This is a genomic window from Lentzea guizhouensis (assembly GCF_001701025.1).
Lineage (GTDB): Bacteria > Actinomycetota > Actinomycetes > Mycobacteriales > Pseudonocardiaceae > Lentzea > Lentzea guizhouensis.
Genome location: NZ_CP016793.1, coordinates 9380050 through 9397776, shown reverse-complemented (window position 1 = coordinate 9397776; position 17727 = coordinate 9380050). Strand labels below are relative to the sequence as shown.

12 protein-coding genes are annotated in these 17727 nt (G+C 70.4%); 4 read left to right on the top strand and 8 right to left on the bottom strand.

The window, feature by feature from the left end; translation table 11 throughout:
• Positions 1-6 precede the first annotated feature (6 nt).
• From BBK82_RS52170 to BBK82_RS44690, 5 genes are all read right to left on the bottom strand, one after another.
• Entirely contained in the window at positions 7-1428 is a 1422-nt protein-coding gene (locus tag BBK82_RS52170; protein WP_170068075.1) for a type I polyketide synthase, read from the bottom strand.
• Positions 1317-8351, bottom strand: coding sequence for a type I polyketide synthase (locus tag BBK82_RS44700; RefSeq protein WP_170068074.1), 7035 nt, complete (start codon positions 8349-8351; stop codon positions 1317-1319). Before BBK82_RS44700 ends, BBK82_RS52170 begins: the two co-directional genes overlap by 112 nt.
• 32 nt (positions 8352-8383) lie before the next feature.
• Entirely contained in the window at positions 8384-8806 is a 423-nt protein-coding gene (locus BBK82_RS53380) for a PucR family transcriptional regulator (RefSeq protein WP_218920538.1), read from the bottom strand.
• Between the two features lie 62 nt (positions 8807-8868).
• The gene (locus tag BBK82_RS53375; protein WP_218920537.1) at positions 8869-9597 is read right to left on the bottom strand and encodes an RsbRD N-terminal domain-containing protein; all 729 of its coding nucleotides are present in this window, start codon (positions 9595-9597) and stop codon (positions 8869-8871) included.
• Positions 9597-11162 (bottom strand): aminotransferase class III-fold pyridoxal phosphate-dependent enzyme, encoded by a 1566-nt coding sequence (locus BBK82_RS44690; protein ID WP_065920319.1) that lies wholly within the window; start codon positions 11160-11162, stop codon positions 9597-9599. The genes BBK82_RS53375 and BBK82_RS44690 overlap by 1 nt, the downstream gene beginning before the upstream one ends.
• A 166-nt stretch (positions 11163-11328) precedes the next feature.
• Here BBK82_RS44690 and BBK82_RS44685 point away from each other — a divergent pair, with 166 nt between their 5' ends.
• Positions 11329-11718, top strand: a complete 390-nt coding sequence (locus BBK82_RS44685; protein ID WP_065920318.1) for a YybH family protein — start codon at positions 11329-11331, stop codon at positions 11716-11718.
• 54 nt (positions 11719-11772) lie between these two features.
• Here BBK82_RS44685 and BBK82_RS44680 read toward each other — a convergent pair whose 3' ends face one another.
• Genes BBK82_RS44680 through BBK82_RS44670 form a run of 3 tightly spaced genes read right to left on the bottom strand, consistent with a single transcriptional unit; the run spans position 11773 to position 13747 of the window.
• Entirely contained in the window at positions 11773-12261 is a 489-nt protein-coding gene (locus BBK82_RS44680; RefSeq protein WP_065920317.1) for an abscisic acid-deficient protein Aba4 family protein, read from the bottom strand.
• A 15-nt stretch (positions 12262-12276) separates the two neighbouring features.
• Positions 12277-13209 (bottom strand): hypothetical protein, encoded by a 933-nt coding sequence (locus BBK82_RS44675; protein WP_065920316.1) that lies wholly within the window; start codon positions 13207-13209, stop codon positions 12277-12279.
• A gap of 31 nt (positions 13210-13240) precedes the next feature.
• Positions 13241-13747, bottom strand: a complete 507-nt coding sequence (locus BBK82_RS44670; RefSeq protein ID WP_065920315.1) for a flavin reductase family protein — start codon at positions 13745-13747, stop codon at positions 13241-13243.
• A 215-nt stretch (positions 13748-13962) separates the two neighbouring features.
• On the opposite strand from BBK82_RS44670, the gene BBK82_RS44665 reads away from it, so the two are divergent.
• The 3 genes from BBK82_RS44665 (at position 13963) to BBK82_RS44655 (ending at position 17294) form a co-directional block, all read left to right on the top strand.
• Positions 13963-15120, top strand: coding sequence for an acyl-CoA dehydrogenase family protein (locus BBK82_RS44665; RefSeq protein ID WP_218920536.1), 1158 nt, complete (start codon positions 13963-13965; stop codon positions 15118-15120).
• A gap of 55 nt (positions 15121-15175) precedes the next feature.
• Entirely contained in the window at positions 15176-15649 is a 474-nt protein-coding gene (locus BBK82_RS44660; protein WP_065920313.1) for a MarR family winged helix-turn-helix transcriptional regulator, read from the top strand.
• Between the two features lie 268 nt (positions 15650-15917).
• Positions 15918-17294, top strand: a complete 1377-nt coding sequence (locus tag BBK82_RS44655) for an MFS transporter (protein WP_218920535.1) — start codon at positions 15918-15920, stop codon at positions 17292-17294.
• Positions 17295-17727 lie beyond the last annotated feature (433 nt).

Below are 17727 nucleotides of genomic sequence, written 5' to 3'. Positions count from 1 at the left end.
TCTCCTCTAGGCCAGCTCGTTGTCGATCATTGCGAAGAAGTCGTCGTCGGAGCTCTGCGCGTCGATCGCGTACTCCACGTCGACCAGCCCCATCAGCTCGCTCAGCGCCGTCACCACGGCCGCGCGGTCGCCGTCGAACGACGGGTCGCCCGCGGCCGCCGTGAGCACCGAACGCAGGCGCGCCAGCTCACCCAGCACGTCCGAGGTCTGCTCGGCCTCCTCCCGCACCAGCAACGGCCGCAGGTAGCCGGCGACCGAGTCGGGGGTGGGGTAGTCGAACGTCAAGGTGCTCGGCAGCTTCAGGTCCACCAGCTTCGACAGCCGCGACCGCAGCTCCACCGCGGTCAGCGAGTCGAAGCCCTGCTCCAGGAACCCGCCGTGCGGCGAGATCGCGTCCGCCGCGTCGTGCCCGAGCGTGCCCGCCGCCGTCCTGCGCACCACGTCGAGCAGCAACGCGTGCTGCGCGGCCTGGTCGAGACCGGCGAGCTCGGCGGCCAGCGAACGCTTCGCCGCCAGCGCACGACGTGGCTTGGTGCGCACGAGGCCCTGCAACACCGGGATCGAGCTGACGTCCACGTCCAGCGTGTCGACGCGCGCGGTGACCAGCGTCGGCAGGCCCGAGGAAAGCGCCGTGTCGAAGTGCGTCAGACCCACTTCCGTTGGCATGGCCGCAAGTCCGCGTTTGCCGATGCGCTGCACGTCGATCTCGGTCATGTGCGAGGTCATGCCGCTCGACTCCTGCCACAGCCCCCACGCCGCCGACACCGCGGGCAGACCCTGGGCGCGGCGGCGGTGGGCGAGGGCGTCGAGGAAGTTGTTGGCGGCGCCGTAGTTCGCCTGGCCGGGATTGCCGACCACGCCCACAGCGGAGGAGAACATCACGAACGCCGCCAAGCCGGACGTCAACCGGTGCAGGTTCCACGCCGCGTCCACCTTGGGACGCAACGCCGTGTGCACCTGCTCTGCCGTCAACGCCGACACCGTGCCGTCCGCCAGCACGCCGGCCGTGTGCACGACGGCGGTCAGCGGACGTTCGACCGTGTTGAGCAACGCTTCCAACGCATCCGCATCGGCCGCGTCACATGCCGCGAGCCTCACTTGAGCGCCCAGCGAGGACAGCTCTTCGGCCAGTTCTGGCGCACCCGGCGCGTCGGCGCCACGGCGGCTCGTGAGCAGCAGGTGCCGCACGTTGTGCCGCGTCACCAAGTGCTTGGCCACCAACGCACCAAGCCCGCCGGTGCCACCTGTGATCAGCACCGTGCCGTCGGGGTCGAGCGGCGCCATGCCGGCGTCGAGGTCCTGCGGGGTCAGCTGGGTCAGGCGCGGCACGAGCACCACGCCGTCGCGGACCGCCAGCTGCTGCTCCCCGGTCGCGAGCGCGCCCGCGACCAGCTCCGACTCGGCCGCGCAGTCGGCGTCCAGCAGCACGATCCGGTCGGGGTGCTCGGCCTGCGCGGTGCGGGCCAGGCCCAGATCGGCGCGGCGGCGAGGTCGGCGACGTCCTCGGCGTCACCGGTCGCGACGCCGTGGTGCGTGCACAGCACGAGCGTCGAGTCGCCGAACCGGCTGTCGGACAACCATTCCTGCAGCAGCTGCGTGACCAGCACGGTGACGCGGTGGGCGTCCGCCACGACGTCGTCGGACTGCCGCACGGTCACGTTGAGCAGCACGAAGTCCGGCAGCTCGGTGAGGCCGGCGAAGCCTTCCTCGATCGTGGTCGTGACAGTGCCCGGCACCGGAACGGTCACCGGCACGGGGATCTCGGTCCAGGTGAGTCGGAGCGGGGCGGTGGCGCGGTCACCGCCGAGCTGGTCGGCGTTGACCGGCAGCAGCCGCAACGACTCGACGTGCGCGACGGGCAGGCCGTCCGGGGTGGTGGCGGTGATCGTCACGGCGTCCTGGCCGGCGGGCGCGATCCGCACGCGCAGCTCGGACGCACCGGGCGCGTGCAGGCGAACCCCGTTCCAGGAGAACGGGAGCCGCACCTGCGGCCCGGTCACCGCGATGCCCACGACGGGGTGCAGCACCGCGTCGAGCAACGCCGGGTGCACGCCGAACGCGTCGGCCGCCGGTGCCTCGTCGGGCAGCGCGACGTCGGCGAAGATCACGTCACCCTGCCGCCACGCGCCGCGCAGCCCGCGGAACGCCGGGCCGTAGTCGTACCCCCGCTCGACGAGCTGGTCGTAAAGGTCCTCCACGTCAACGCTGATCGCGTCCGCCGGCGGCCACCCGCCGGGCAGATCTGTTTCGTCCACAGAGGACGTGAGCGTGCCGTGGGCGTTGCGGGTCCAGTCACCGGCGGTGGTGCGCGAGTACACGCTGACCGGGCGGTGGTCGTCGTCCTCGGGACCCACGACGACCTGGACCTGCGCGGCGCTGTCCGCGGTGAGCAGCAGCGGTGCCTCCAGCGTGAGCTCGTCGATGCCCGCCGCCCCGACCTGCGCGGCCGCGTGCAGTGCGAGCTCGACGAACGCGGTGCCGGGCAGCAGCGGACGGCCGAACACCGCGTGGTCGGTGAGCCAGCTGTGCGTGGCGAGCGAGATGCGGCCGGTGAGCACCAGCCCGCCGTCGCCGGCGAGCTCGACCGTCGCGCCGAGCAACGGGTGCTCCGCCGAGTCCAGGCCGGCCGCGCCGACGTCGCCGGTCGCGGGTGCGTCGAGCCAGAAGCGCTTGCGCTGGAACGGGTACGTCGGCAGTGCGACGGTGCGCCCCGGAGGGGTGACCTGCGGCCAGTCGACGTCGAGTCCGTGCGTGTGGACGTGGGCGAGGGCGAGGTAGAACTGGTCGAGCCCGCCCCTGTCGCGCTTGAGGGTGCCGGTGACGAGGGCGTCGTCGGTGATCTGGTTGATGCCGATCGTCATGACCGGGTGAGGGCTGATCTCGATGAAGTTCGTGCACCCGTCGTCGAGGGCGGTGCGGATCGCGCCTTCGAACTGGACGGTCTCGCGCAGGTTGTCGTACCAGTAGCCCGCGGTGAGCAGCGTCGTGTCGAGCGGGCGGGTGGTGATCGTCGAGTAGAACGTCAGGTCCGTGGCGCGCGGCTGGATGTCCTTCAGGGCGTCGGCCAGTTCGGCGTGCAGGCCTTCGACGTGGGCCGAGTGGGAGGCGTAGCTGACCGGGATGACCTTGGCGTTGACGCCCTGGGCGCGGTAGTGGTCGACCATGTCGCGCAAGGGCTGCGCGTCGCCGGAGACGATGGTGGCGGAGGGGCCGTTGACCGCGGCGATGCCGAGCGGCAGGTCCTTGATGTGCTCGCGGATCGTGTCGGCGGGGAGCTGGACGCTGGCCATGCCGCCGGCGCCTTCGATCTTGGTGATCGCCTTGCTGCGCAGGGCGACGGCTTTGGCGCCGTCCTCGACGGTGAGGGCTTTCGCGACGACCGCCGCGGCGATCTCGCCCTGGGAGTGGCCGATGACGGCGTCGGGTGTGATGCCGGCGTGCCGCCAGAGTTCGGCGAGGGCGACGTTGACGGCCCAGAGGACCGGCTGGACGACGTCGACGCGGTCGAGGGAGGCGCTGCCCGGTTCGTCGGTGAGGACGGCGTGGAAGTCCCAGTCGAGGTGGGGTTGGAGTGCGTCGGCGCAGCGGCTGATGGCGTTGCGGAACGTGGGGGAGGTGCGGAGGAGCTCGCGGGCCATGGCGGGCCATTGGGCGCCTTGACCGGGGAAGACGAAGACGGTCTTGCCGCGCGGGGTGGTGGTGGCGCGGACGGCGTTGGGGGCTTCGGCGTCGTCGCGGAGGGCGAGGAGGGCGGTGAGGAGGTCTGGTTTGGTGCCGATCACGACGGCGCGGTGGTCGAACTGGGTGCGGGTGGTGGTGAGGGAGTGGGCGATGTCGATGTGGTCGGAGGTGCGGGCGTGTTCGTGAAGGCGGGCGGCTTGGTCGCGAAGTGCGGCGTCGGAGCGGGCGGACAGGACCCAGGGGACCGGGGTCTGGCCGGGCTGGGTCGGCGCGGGGCCTTGGCTTGCGGTGGCTTGGCTCGCGGTGCGTTCCCGGCCCGCGGCGAGTGCTTCGCCCGCCTGGATCGATCCGGACTGGCTGGCCCCCTGGGGGGATCCGCCCCCCATCCCGATCATCTCAGGCAGGTCTGACAATTCCGGGCCGGTCGGGTTCGCGGACGGGTCCGGCGCGGGAGCTTCTTCGAGGATCAGGTGCGCGTTCGTGCCCGAGATGCCGAACGACGACACCGCCGCACGACGCGGTCGGCCCAGATCCGGCCACTGGGTGTTCGACGTGAGCACCGAGACGGTCCCGGCCGTCCAGTCCACGTGCCGCGACGGCTCGTCGACGTGCAGGGTCCCGGGCAGCGTGCCGTGCCGCAGCGCGTGCACCATCTTGATCACGCCGGTCACACCCGCCGCCGCCTGCGTGTGGCCGATGTTCGACTTCACCGAGCCGAGCAGCAGCGGCACCGACCGCTCACGCCCGTAGGTCGCGAGCAGCGCCTGCGCCTCGATCGGGTCACCCAGCACGGTGCCGGTGCCGTGCGCCTCGACCGCGTCCACGTCCTCAGGACCCAGGCCTGCGTCGGCCAGCGCGGCACGGATCACCCGCTCCTGCGACGGACCGTTCGGCGCGGTCAGGCCGTTCGAGGCGCCGTCCTGGTTGATCGCCGAGCCGCGGATCAGAGCGAGCACCGGATGGCCGTTCGCACGAGCGTCCGACAGGCGCTCCAGCATCACGACACCCGCCGCCTCACCCCAGGAGGTCCCGTCGGCTGCGGCGGAGAACGGCTTGCAGCGGCCGTCCACGGCCAGACCGCGTTGCCGCGAGAACTCCGTGAACATGCCCGGAGTCGCCATGACGGTCACACCACCGGCCAACGCCAGCGAGCACTCACCACGGCGCAACGACTGCACGGCGAGATGGATCGAGACGAGAGAGGCGGAACAAGCCGTGTCAACCGAGAGAGCCGGTCCCTCCAGCCCCAGCACGTACGACAGCCGACCGGACGCAACGGCGGTGAGGCCGCCCGTCAGCGCGTGGCCGTCGTATTCGGAGGAGGTCTGGTGCAGGCGCGAGCCGTACTCCTGCGGCATGACGCCGACGAACACACCGGTGCGGGAGCCGCGCAGCGACGACGGCTCGATGCCCGCGCGTTCGACGGCCTCCCAGGCGGACTCCAGCAGCAGGCGTTGCTGCGGGTCCATGGCGGTGGCCTCACGGGGGCCGAGGCCGAAGAAGGCGCCGTCGAACTGGTCGGCCTCGTACAGGAAACCGCCCTGGTTGGTGTACGAGGTGCCGGTGCCGCCGCCGGGCGAGTAGAGGGCGTCGAGGTCCCAGCCGCGGTTGGTGGGGAACGGGCCGATCGCGTCCACGCCCTCGAAGGCCAGCTGCCACAGGCGTTCCGGGGTGTCGGCGCCACCCGGCCAGCGGCCCGCGGCGGAGACGATCGCGATCGGCTCCTCAGCGGCCGCAGCGTTCACGACGAGGTCTTCCACCGGGGCCGCGGTCAGGTGGGCGGCGACGGCGGCCGGGGTCGGGTAGTCGTAGGTCAGGGTCGAGGTCAGCGAACGGCCGGTGGCGCCGGACAGGGCCTTGCCGAACTCCACGGCACCGATCGAGTCCAGACCCAGGGACTTGAAGGTGGCATCGGCCGGGACGGAGGTGTGTCCCAGCACGGCGGACACCGCGTCGCGCACCAGGGACAGGGCGCGGTCCGGGGACAAGGCGGGTTCCACAGCAGCGGACTCCACAGCAGCGGACTCCACGGCAGCGGACTCCACGGCGGCGACCGGCTCCGGGGCGATGACCGGTGCGGTCTCGGAGATCCAGTGCCGGGAACGCTGGAACGCGTACGTGGGCAGGCCGACGCGGTGCACCGGGCGGCCGAAGAACCCGGCCCAGTCCAGCGCTTCCCAGTCGACGGCACCGCCACCGACGTGCACCGAGGCCAGCGAAGCCAGGAACTGGCGCAGGTCGCCGCGGTCACGGCGCAGCGTGCCGGTGATCACCGCATCGGCACCGTCGAGGATCTGCGTGATGCCGACGCCCATCACCGGGTGCGGACTGCACTCGATGAACGTCGTGTGCCCATCGGCGAAAGCGGCACGCACGGCGAGCTCGAACTCGACCGGCTGACGCAGGTTCGAGTACCAGTACGAAGCGTCCAGAGTGGACGTGTCGAGCAAAGAACCGGTCACGGTCGAGTAGAAGGCCACAGCAGAAGAAGACGGCGAGACGAACTCAGCCGCCGACAGCACCTCGGCACGGATGTCCTCGACCAACGGCGAGTGCGAGGCGTAGTTGATCGGAACGACCCGCGCCTTCACACCCTCGGCGAGATAGAGGTCGTGCAACGCGCGCAACGCGTCGATCTCACCGGAAACGATCGTGGCCGACGGACCGTTCACGGCACCGATGCCGAGCTGCCCCGGCCACGTCTCGATGTGCTCCCGGACCTCCGCCACCGGCAACGGCACGGACAGCAACCCACCGGCCCGCGGGATCCGCACCACCTGCTGACTGCGCCGCACCACCAACGTCGCCGCATCGGCCAACGACAGCGCACCGGCGACGTGAGCAGCGGCCATCTCGCCCTGCGAGTGCCCGATCACCGCGTCCGGACGCACCCCGGCGGCCTCCCACACCGCCGCCAGCGCCACCATCACCGCGAACAACGCCGGCTGCACCACGTCGTCACGGTCCAAAGCAGGCGCACCCGGCACGTCGCGCAGCACGTCCAGCAACGACCACCCGACCAGCGGGTCGACCACCTCCGCGCACTCGCGCAGCTTCGCCGCGAACACCGCCGAGGAGCCCAGCAGGGAACGCGCCATCCCGGCCCACTGCGAACCCTGACCGGGGAACACCATCACGGTCTTGCCCGACGACGAAGCCCTGCCCCGCACCAGATCCGCGGTCAGCGTGCCGTCCCACAACGCCAGCAGCCCCTCGGCGTGCCCGGACAGCACCACCGCGCGGTGCTCGAAGTGCGTCCGCGAGGTCGCCAAGGAAAAAGCCACGTCGTCGTAGTCGGGCGAGGAGATCGACGTCACCAGGTCGTGCAGCCGCGACGCCTGCTCGCGCAAGCCCTGCTCGGTCCGCGCCGACAGCACCCACGGGATCGGCTCGTCCAGGCCAGGTCGGCGCGGCGCGGGCACCACCGGAGCCGCACTCGCGACCACCACGTGGCAGTTCGTGCCACCGACACCGAACGACGACACCCCGGCGACGGTCGGCCCGACCTCCTCCAACCGCTGCTGCACCACCAGGTTCAGCTCACCCAGCGCGATCGCCGGGTTCGGCGACGAGAAGTTCAGCGACGGCGGCACCACCCCGTGGTGCACCGACAGCACGACCTTCAGCAGCCCGGCGACACCGGCCGCACCTTCGAGGTGCCCGATGTTGGTCTTCACCGACCCCACCCGCAACGGCGCGGAACGAGCCGACCCCAGTGCCACACCCAGCGCGTTCGCCTCGATCGGGTCACCCACCGGCGTTCCGGTGCCGTGCAGCTCGACGTACCCGACCTCGTCCGGTGCCACCCCGGCCCGCCGGTGCGCCGCCGCGATCACGGCCTCCTGCGCGGAGAGCGAGGGCGTCGTCAACGTCTCCGCCGCGCCACCGTTGTTCACCGCCGACCCGCGGATCACGGCGTACACCGTGTCGCCCGCGACCACGTCCGACAGGCGCTTCAACACCACCACAGCGCCGCCCTCGCCGCGCACGTACCCGTTGGCCCGCGCGTCGAAGGTGTAGCAACGGCCGTCCGGCGACAACGCCCCGAACCGGTGCGCCTCCACCGTGCTCTCCGGCGTCAAGATCAGGTTCACCCCGCCGGCCAGCGCCACCGCCGACTCACCCGACCGCAGGCTCTCGCACGCCAGGTGCACCGCCACCAACGACGACGACTGCCCGGAGTCCACCGCCACGCTCGGTCCGCGCACGCCCAGCACGTACGACAGCCGGTTCGCCAGCAGACCGCGGTTCAACCCGGTCAGTGAATGCCTCGTCACCACACCGGACCTGGCCGCGATCGTCGCGTAGTCCGCCGCCATCGCACCGACGAACACCCCGACGTCCGACCCGTGCACCGACGCGGGCACCACCCCCGCGTCCTCCAGCGCCTCCCAGCCGAGCTCCAGCAGCAGGCGTTGCTGCGGGTCCATCGCCGCCGCCTCGCGCGGGGAGACGCCGAAGAACTCCGCGTCGAACCGCCCGGCCTCGTCGTCGGGCAGGAACCCGCCCCACCGCACCGGCGCGGCGTCACCGAACCGGGAGGACTCGGTGACCGCGCTGGTGCCCGACGACAGCAGCCGCCAGAACGAGGCCGCGTCGGGTGCGCCGGGCAGCCGGCACGCGAGGCCCACGACGGCGATCGGCTCTGGAACTTGTTCGATGGTGTCCATGACTTCCCCGCTGTTGTGGTGAGGCCAGAAGGTCAGGCGGTGCGCGCCACGACGGTGTCCGAAGTGGACACACCGAAGGTCTCCGCCAGGTACAGGGCGGTGTGCAGCTGCAGCCGGTTGTCGCCCAGCGGCCGGCCGCGGACCTGTTCGGCGCGCTTGATCCGGTACAGCACGGTGTTCTTCGCGACATGCATGCGGGTGGCCACGGTCGCGACGCTGCGGTCGTGGTCGAGGTAGCACTTCAACGTGGCGCGCAACGCCTGTGCCGACGGCGTGTCGTCGGCCAGCGCGCCCAGCTCGCGGCGCACGAAGTCCGCGGCCGCCTGCTCGTCACGCGCCAGCAACGCACCCAGCTCCAGGCTCCGGTACGAGTGCACCCGGCCCGGCAACGTCGACCGCAGCCCCAGCTCGCAGGCCGCGACCGCCTGCTCGTGCGACGACCGGAAGCCCGCCACCCGGCACCGGCAGCCCGACCGCCACGTGCACCGCCGGTTGCGCCCAGCAGCAGCCCTCGACGTCACCGGACGGCCGCGCCCCACGCCCACAACCGGTCGCCGCCCATCGGCACCAGCAGCGTCGACTGGCAGCCCAGCCGGCCGAGCACCCGCGCCGCCGTCCGCGTCAGCTCCGGCCCGCACGGCTGCTCCGCCCACAGCACCAGCGCCACGTGCGGCTGCCGCAGGTCGTAACCCAGCCGCCGGGCCGCCCGGTCCAGCTCGACCGGCTCACCGCGCAGAACCGACGTCACGACCTCGCGCTGCTCGGCGACCGGCCCGGCGAGCCAGCGCTCCCGTTCGGCCGCGTGCCGGTCCGACACCAGCAGCGACAGCTCGTCCACGGCCTCGAACACCAGCGAGGTCACCGAGGTCATCGCCGCGGTCCGCAGGTCCGGGTCCTCGATCCGCGCGCACGACGTCAGCAGCGACCGCGTGATGTGCCCTTGTGCCAACCGGACCAGGCCGAGCCCGCGGCCCAGGTCGAACCCGCGCTCGACGTGCGTGCGCACCGCTGACTCCGCCGCCTCGACCAGCGACGGCGGCAGCACGGGCACCTCGTGCACCCGCAGCGCGACGCACATGGCCACCAGCTCCGGCAACGCGTCCGACGCGCTCGGGTCCAGCTCGCCGGCGACCTGAGCGGCCCACACCATGGCGTCCGCGCCGCACAACGCCTCGATGTCGGTCCGGACATCGCACGGCGCCAAGGGGACGGCGAGAGCGGAAGGGGTCAGCAGCGCACGCAGCATCAGAACGTCCTCGTGCCCAGGAAGCTCAGCAGGGTCGCCTCGTCCGCGTCCCGCACGGCCGCGCACATCGCGCGCAGGCCGAGTTCGAGCTGGATGATCTGCGCGTCGGTGACGTACACGGAAGGCTGCAGCCGCAACGTGTTCGGCGCGCTCCCGGTCGGCAGCACCCGCACCTGGTGGCGGTGCAGCAGGAACCCGCTGACCAGGTAGCCGAACACGCCACCGGCCTGCGCACCCGCGATCGTCTGCGACGAGGACGCCGCCTGGTTGTGCAGCTCCAGCCCCAGCAGCAGCCCGCGCCCGCGGACGTCCTTGACCACCTCGGGGAACTCCGAGCGCAGCGCCTCCAGCACCGCCACGATCTTCGCGCCGCGCTCCTCCGCCAGCCGGTAGACGTCGTCGCGCTCCATCACCTCGAGCGTCTTCTGCGCGATGAGGGTCGAGAACCCGTCCTTCGCGAACGTCGAGCTGTGCAGCAGCTCGAACTCCGGGCGGTAGCGCGACTCCCGCACCAGCAGCACGGCCAGCTTCGCCACTCCGCCCGCGATGCTCTTGGCCAGCGTGACGTAGTCGCCCTGCAGTCCCACGTGCGAGCTCGCGAAGAACGCGCCCGTGCGCCCGCTGCCCGACTGGATCTCGTCGACCACCACCGGGCAGTCGAACTCGGCGCTCACGGCCGAGATCTCCTTGGCGAACTCCGGGCTGAGCGGCACGATCCCGCCCTCGCCCTGGACCGGCTCCGCGAAGAACGCGCAGAACACCGGCGCCGGCACCTCCACGACCTCGGCCACGCCACCGGTGACCACCAGGTCCAGCACGGTCGCCCGCTCGCTCTCGAACGCCGCCCGCACCGCGTCGGCGGAGTTGACCGCCACGAACCGGGCGTTGGCGGCGAGCGAGGTGAACGGCGTGCGGAACGCCGGGTTGTGCGTCAGCTGCACGCTGGCCGCGAGCTTGCCGTGGAAGCCGCCCTCCAGCGTGAAGATCACCGGGGCCTTCCCCAGCGTCAGCGAGTTGCGTGCGCCGATCTCGGCGAGCAACGCCGTCAGGTCACCCCGCGCCGACCCGGTCGACGGGACGCCGTACCGGCTCAGCGTCGCCTCGTCCACCGCCGCACCGGCCGCGACGGCCTGCTCCGCGTTCTGCGCCAGCTGCCCGGCCAGCGCCTGGATCCGCAGGCCGCGGTCGAGCTCGGCGTGCTTCACCGCCGCCTCGATCGCCTCGGCGCCGGTGTTCGCGAACACCCCGAAGTAGGTGTCGGACGTGCCGAACTCCCGCCGCAGCACGGAGTTGAGGACCTCGGTGACCCGGTTCGCCTCCGGCCGGCGGGAGAACTGCGAGTGGATCGGCGTCCGCGCGTTCAGCACTTCGGTCGCGTACGCCACGATCTCCGGGTGGTTGTGGCCCAGCAGCAACGAGCCGTAGCCGCCCACGAAGTCCACGACCTCGACCTCGGAACCGTCCCGCGCCGCCGCCCACATGCTGTTGCCCTCGGCGCGCACGTAGTGAGGGTCGAGGCCCACACCCGCGATGTTGGTGTGGAGCGTGCCGTCAACGAGTTCCATCGTCCCTCATTTCGCGTCCGGTCAGGTGGCACCAGTGTTGGCCGGGGCGTTTCACTCGCGGCTAACCCGGATCTAATCCAGCCCGATTAGATCCGGCTTAGAAAGCGATGAGGACGGGTGCGTTTGTCTGTTGGTCGTTGCTGCCCTGAATACCCCGGAGGAAACCGTGACCGTCAACCCCGAGTTCTGGGCCGAATTCACCGCCAACTACGTCGAGCTCTTCAACTCCCACGACGTCGACGGCCTCTACGAGATCTACTCCGACACCGGTGTGCTGGTGCTCGAGCCCGGTGTCGCGCTGCCCAAGAGCGAGGACATGAAGGCCGGCATCAAGGAGTACTTCGCCACGCTGCAGCCCAAGCTCACCGCGGACGTGAAGCTCTCCTACCAGGCGGGCGACCTGGTCCTGCTGATCGTCGAGTGGACGCTCACGACCACCGCCGACGGCGAGACCACCACGCGCGCCGGCCGTGCGGTCGACATCCTCGTCAAGGACCCCGACGGCGTGTGGCGCTACGCCGTGGACAACCACAGCGGCACCGACCTGCCGGAGTGAGACACCAGAAGGGCCCGGAGGAAATCCTCCGGGCCCTTCTTCTTTTCTGCAGGGTCACACGGTCGCGGGAACCCGCTCGTCGGTGCCGGCGGCGGCCTTGAGCCGGCGCTCGTACAGCGGCTTGATCACCGCGATGAACACCAGCAGCGCGAACTGCGGGAACAGGAACACCCAGGTGCTCATCACGCTGATCACCCAGGTCTTCGCCTGCAGCCGGTGCAGGTGGCGGAACATCCAGGTCGCGCCGAACAGGTCGAGCGCCACGACCACGAGCCAGCTGCCGATCGCGATCGCGGGCACGTCGAAGAACTCGACCAGGCCGTCGTAGTCGGCGAACGGCGCCGTGGACGAACCGATGATCACCTTGAGCAACGCCGGCAGCGCGGTCATGTAGTACCCGACGGCCACGGCCAACGGGATCACGGACGCCCACGGCGTGGTGATCTTCTTCGTGATGTGCCAGTTCGGTGCCACGACCATCAGCACCCACAGCGGCATGGTGGCCGCCTGGGCGAGCGGCAGGATGATGTCGGTGAAGGACATTGCGGGGTGCCTCCGTTAGCGGTGCGCGGACACTGGTTCGGCCGCCCGCTCGGACGCGGGCGGGACAGGGGGAGTGCGCAGGGCCCACACGAGACCGAGCGCGGTGGCGAGAGCCGTGACGGCCAGCGCGACGACGGTCGGCGTGCTCACGTCGAACGGCGCCTCACCGGCCATGGCCTGGAAGAACGAGATGAGGAAGACACCCGTGTAGCCGGCCGAGAGCACCCAGACCACGCGGGTGTTCACCCAGCGGTGGAAGATCATCGCGGCGAGCGGCAGCAGCTGGAACGCGTGCAGCCCGATGAAGTGCGGCACCCGCAGGTCGCCGCCCTCCGCGGCCCAGAAGATGTACGGCACCACGGCGTGGTCGATGTCCGCGCCGATCGAGTGGCCGCCGACGACGTCGTTCGACCAGCCGCCGGGCACCTTCGGGAACGCCATGAACACGCCGACGAGCCCGCTCGCGACGAGCAGCCAGGTGCCGGTCTTCAACGCCAGCAGCACCGGCTCGCTCGCGGCCTTGCGCCGGATCACCAGGTACACCAGCAGCACGTTGACCGCGACCATGCCCATGGCGAGGAACCCGGCGACCTCGTAGATCACGGCCTCGGGGATGGTGCGGAAGTTGAAGTGGCTGGTGGTGCCGCGCAGCGTCTGCACGTCGATGAAGATCATCTCGACCCACACGACGAACACGATGAAGTTGCCGAACTTGCGCGCTTTCCGTTCCGCCGCACCGGAAGCACGCTCCAGCAGGTGGATCAGCGCGGCCAGCCACGCGGTGTAGAGGATGAACGAGAAGCTGAACTTAAGCGGCTTCATCCAGTTCGGCGACGACCCGTAGCTGCGGTCGTCGAGCGCGAGCCCGGCGGCGTGCAGCAGGCTCAGCACCACCATGAGCCCCGCGGTGGTCATCAGAGCCGGGTGCCAGCGGAGGAGTGCGCGCACGGCCTTGCTCCTTAAGGGTTTCAGGACGGTTTCAGGCGACGACGGCCTGGGTGACCTGATCGGTGAACGAGCCGTAGCGGCCGCGCCAGAACAGCAACGGGTCCGCCTCGCCGCGCATGGCGAAGCCGACGACGCGGCCCAGCACGATGACGTGGTCACCGCCGTCGAGCTCGCGCTCGGTGCGGGCGCAGATCGTGGCGACCGCGTCGGTGAGCACCGGCCCGGTCTCGGACCGCAGCCAGGGCACGCCCGCGAACCGGTCACCGGTCTTGGCGGAGAACTGGGCCGACAGCGCGCGCTGGGACTCGGCGAGGACGTTCACGGTGAAGCGGCCGGTGGCGTGCAGCGCGGGCCAGCTCGACGCCTCGCGCTTGATGCAGAACAGCACCAGCGGCGGGTCGAGCGACACGGACGTGAACGAGTTGCAGGCGAACCCGACGGGCCGGCCGTCGAGGTCGGACGCCGTGATGACCGCGACGCCGGTGGCCCAGTTTCCGAGCAACTGGCGGAATTCGCGGGAGTCCTCGGGAGAGCGCATGCGACTCCACCTCCAAAAATGGCGTGGATCGAGCGTATGGAGAACGCCCGCGCGTCGAATTGGGACGAAACCCAAGAACTGGCCGGGTTGTTGTGCCGCGGGCGCAATGTGCCTGCCCGCGAACCCGCGAAGACTGGTCCTGCGAGTCGAAGACACGCGACGAGTAGAGGAGCAGAGCAGTGTCGTCAGCTGTGAAGGATGGGAGTTCGCTCTCCGTGGGCGACGTCGTCGAGCGGGCGCGTGAGCTCGTTCCGCTGTTGCGTGCCAACGGCGACAAGACCGAGCAGGCCAACCAGGCGCTGCCGGAGAACCTCGCCGCCGTGCGGGAGGCGGGCCTGTTCCGCATCCCGACGCCGGTCGAGTGGGGTGGGCTGGGCCTCGGCCTGCGCGCCGAGGTGGCCGTCGCGGCCGAGCTGGCCCGCGGCTGCCCGTCGACCGGCTGGCTGCTGATGGTCAACTCGGCGGGCCGCGGCCTGCTGCAGGGCATGTTCGCGCCGGACGTCGTCGAGGCGATCTACGCGGAGGACCCGGACGTCACGATCGCCAACGCCGGTTCCGCCGGCGGTGTCGCGGTCAGGATCGACGGCGGCTACAGCTACACCGGCTCGATCCCGTACGCGTCCGGCTGCACGCACTCGGCCTACACCCTGGCGCTCGCCAACGGCGTGGTCGAGAACGGCGAGCCCGCCATGGCGCTGTCGTCGGTGCTCGTGCGCACCGAGGAAGCCGAGATCAAGTACGTGTGGGACGTCGCCGGCATGCGCGGCACCGGCAGCAACACCGTCGTCGCGACGGACCTGTTCGTGCCGGAGCCGCACGTCGCCTACCACCCGATCAACCCGGAGACGGGCGCACCGGAGGGCATGGGCACGCCCACGCACACGCTCACCGCGACGGCCAACGTGCTCGCCCCGCTGGTCGGCACCGCCCAGGGTGCGCTGGAGCTGGTCCAGGAGCTGTTCGGCAAGGGCAAGCCCGTCTTCTACACCGTCCACGGCGCGATCGCGGACTCCCACGGCGCCCGCACGTGGCTGGCCGAGGCCGCCCACCACGTCGACACCGCCTGGCAGCACCTGTGGCGCGTCGTCGACGTGCTCGAACCGGCCCTGGAGCAGCACGCCGACCTGCCCGACGCCGAACGCACCCGCCTCCGCATGCACGCCGCGAGCGCGGTCCGCGAGGCCCGCGCGGGCCTGTCGAAGATCATGGACCTCGGCGGCGCCGGCGCGTTCGCCTCGGCCAACCCGCTGCAGCGCTTCTTCCGCGACTTCGAGACGGGCAGCAGGCACTGGACGGTGAACCCGTTCATCGCCCTGGAGGACCACGGCAGCGCCCTGCTGGGCCGCGCACCCCTGTCCTCGATCGCCCTGTAGGGGTTGGTTGAACTCGGGATAGTTTCGAAATCCACTAGCTGGCTATGCTGGATTCATGACCGCACGCACTGCCAGCGACCTGTTGTTGCAGCTCCAGCTGCTGGGTCGGGACATCGAGCTAGAGGCCGCCAAGCGGCTGGAGCAGGCAGGTACCTCACTGCGCGTCGTCAGCGTGCTGATGTGCGCGGACCAGCACGAGAAGACCCAAGGCGAGCTCGCCGAGCTCGCCTGCCTCGACAAGTCGACCATGGTGCACACGGTCGACGCCCTGGAACGCGACGGCCTGGCCTCCCGCAAGCCGTCGCAGACCGACCGGCGCGCGCGGGTGGTCGAGGTGACCGACTCGGGCCGTGACCTGGTGTCGTCGACCGAGCCGGTGCTGGCGGACCTGTACGACGCGGTGCTCGCGCGGTTGCCGGAGGAGGACCGGGAGCAGTTCCTGCGGTCGTTGAACACGCTGGTGGCGGGGCGGTCGCTGGAGCCGGTGGTGACGGTGGAGCGGGCGCCGCGGAGGCGGTCGGCGCGCTGAGGCTCCGGGCGGGGTCGAGCGGTGAGCTCCGTGGGCGGTGCCGCCTGGGTCGGCGCTGCGGCCTCGCTGACCGGGCTGCCAGGTGCGCCGCGGTCGTTCGACAGCATCTGCACAGCTCACGGGCTTGCTTGAGGAATAGATAGTCTATTCTGAAACCATCTGCTATCGTTTGACCACTGACAAGCCGCGCCCTGACCCAGGGGGATCAAGAACCATGAAATCTCGCTCGCGTTGGATAGCCCTCTTCGTCCTTTGCATTGGCACACTGATGACGATCCTCGACGAGACGATCGTCAACGTGGCTCTGCCCGTCATGCGGGACGAGCTCGGGTTCTCCCAGGGCGGCGTGTCCTGGGTGATCAACGCCTACCTCATCGCCTACGGCGGTCTGCTGGTCTTCGCCGGGCGGCTCGGTGACCTGATCGGGCACAAGAACGTGCTGCTCGCCGGCGTCACGGTCTTCACGGTGGCCTCGGCGGTCGCGGGGCTCTCGCAGAACTCGGTCACGATGGTCGCCGCGCGGTTCGGGCAGGGCGCGGGGGCGGCGCTGATCACGGCGGTGACGCTGGCGCTGATCGTCACGATGTTCACCGAGCCGCAGGAGCAGACCAAGGCGATCGGCTTCTACGGCTTCACCTTCGCGGGCGGCGGGGCGTTCGGCCTGCTCGTCGGTGGTGTGCTCATGCAGCTGACGTCGTGGCACTGGCTGTTCTTCATCAACCTGCCGATCGGTGTCATCAGCGTCATCGCCGGCTGGAAGCTGCTGCCCGGCGGCAAGGGGCTGGGGATCAAGCAGGGGCTGGACGTGACCGGGGCGGCGCTGCTCGTGTCGTCGGTGTCGCTGCTGGTCTACAGCGTCGTCAACGCCGAGCACAGCGGGTGGACCGCGGTCACCACGCTCTCGTACGCCGCCGGTGCGCTCATCCTGCTGACCGGGTTCGTCATCAGGCAGCGGATGGCTCGGGTGCCGCTGTTCAACCTGGGCATCCTGCGCAGCCGGGTGGTGGCCGGCGCGAACATCGTGCAGTTCCTCGTCGTCGGTGCCATGTACGGCGGGTTCTTCCTGGCCACCCAGTACATGCAGCAGATCCACGGCTACTCGCCGCTGCAGGTGGCGCTCGCGTTCCTGCCGATGACCGGCGCGATCGGGTTGTCCTCGCTGTGGCTGATCGGCGTGCTCACGCCGAAGATCGGGGAGCGCGGCCTGCTGCTGCTCGGCCTCGGGCTGTTCCTCGTCGGCGCCGGGCTTCTGGCGCGCACGCCGATCGAGGCCGGATATCTGGTCGACGTGCTGCCCGCGACGCTGTTCCTCGGCTTCGGCATGGGCCTCGGCTACCCGCCGATCCTGTCGCTCGCCATGTCGACGGCCAAGGAGGACGAGGTCGGCGTGATCTCCGGCCTCGCGAACTCCACCGGCCAGGTCGGCGGCGCCATGTGGGTCGCGGTCGTCGGGTCCGTGATCGGGTCGGTCGCGGTGTCGGCGGGCGGGACCGGGTCGGTGGCCGCGGTCAACTCCGGGCTCATGTACGGCAGCTTCGTGATGATCGGGATCCTGGCCGCGGCGGTGCTGGTGACGCTGTTCGTCATCGGCAGGGTCAAGACGCCCGCTGATGGCGAGAGCACGGCTCCGGCGCTGGTGCACTGAGTTTCCCGGTACAACCGGACGAGAGGCCGCCCACTCGGGCGGCCTCTTCTCGTTGGCGGGTATCACACGTGGGCGCGGCCGTCGAGATCCATGTTGAGAATTTTAGAAACAACTGACGGCGACTGATGTGATACGTTTCACATTGTTGGGCTATCTAAAGCGGTCAACCGCTGTCAAACACCACGTCAATTGCAGTCGTTCTGTCTGGTTGAGCGCTGTTTGGCGTGGTCGGAACGGACCAGTCTTGCGCTGCTCCGTATGCTGAGATGCGCACGTGGACCTGGGTGTCGCTCGGGCCGGTTGACTGAGTACCCTGCTCGTCAACCGCATTGCATGATCATCTAGTGTTGGTCGTGCCGTTCTTGCGGTGCTATCTTTCCGTCGCCAATTCAGGTGGTCGTGGAGCGTTGTGAAGCTGAAGAACGTGCCTGAC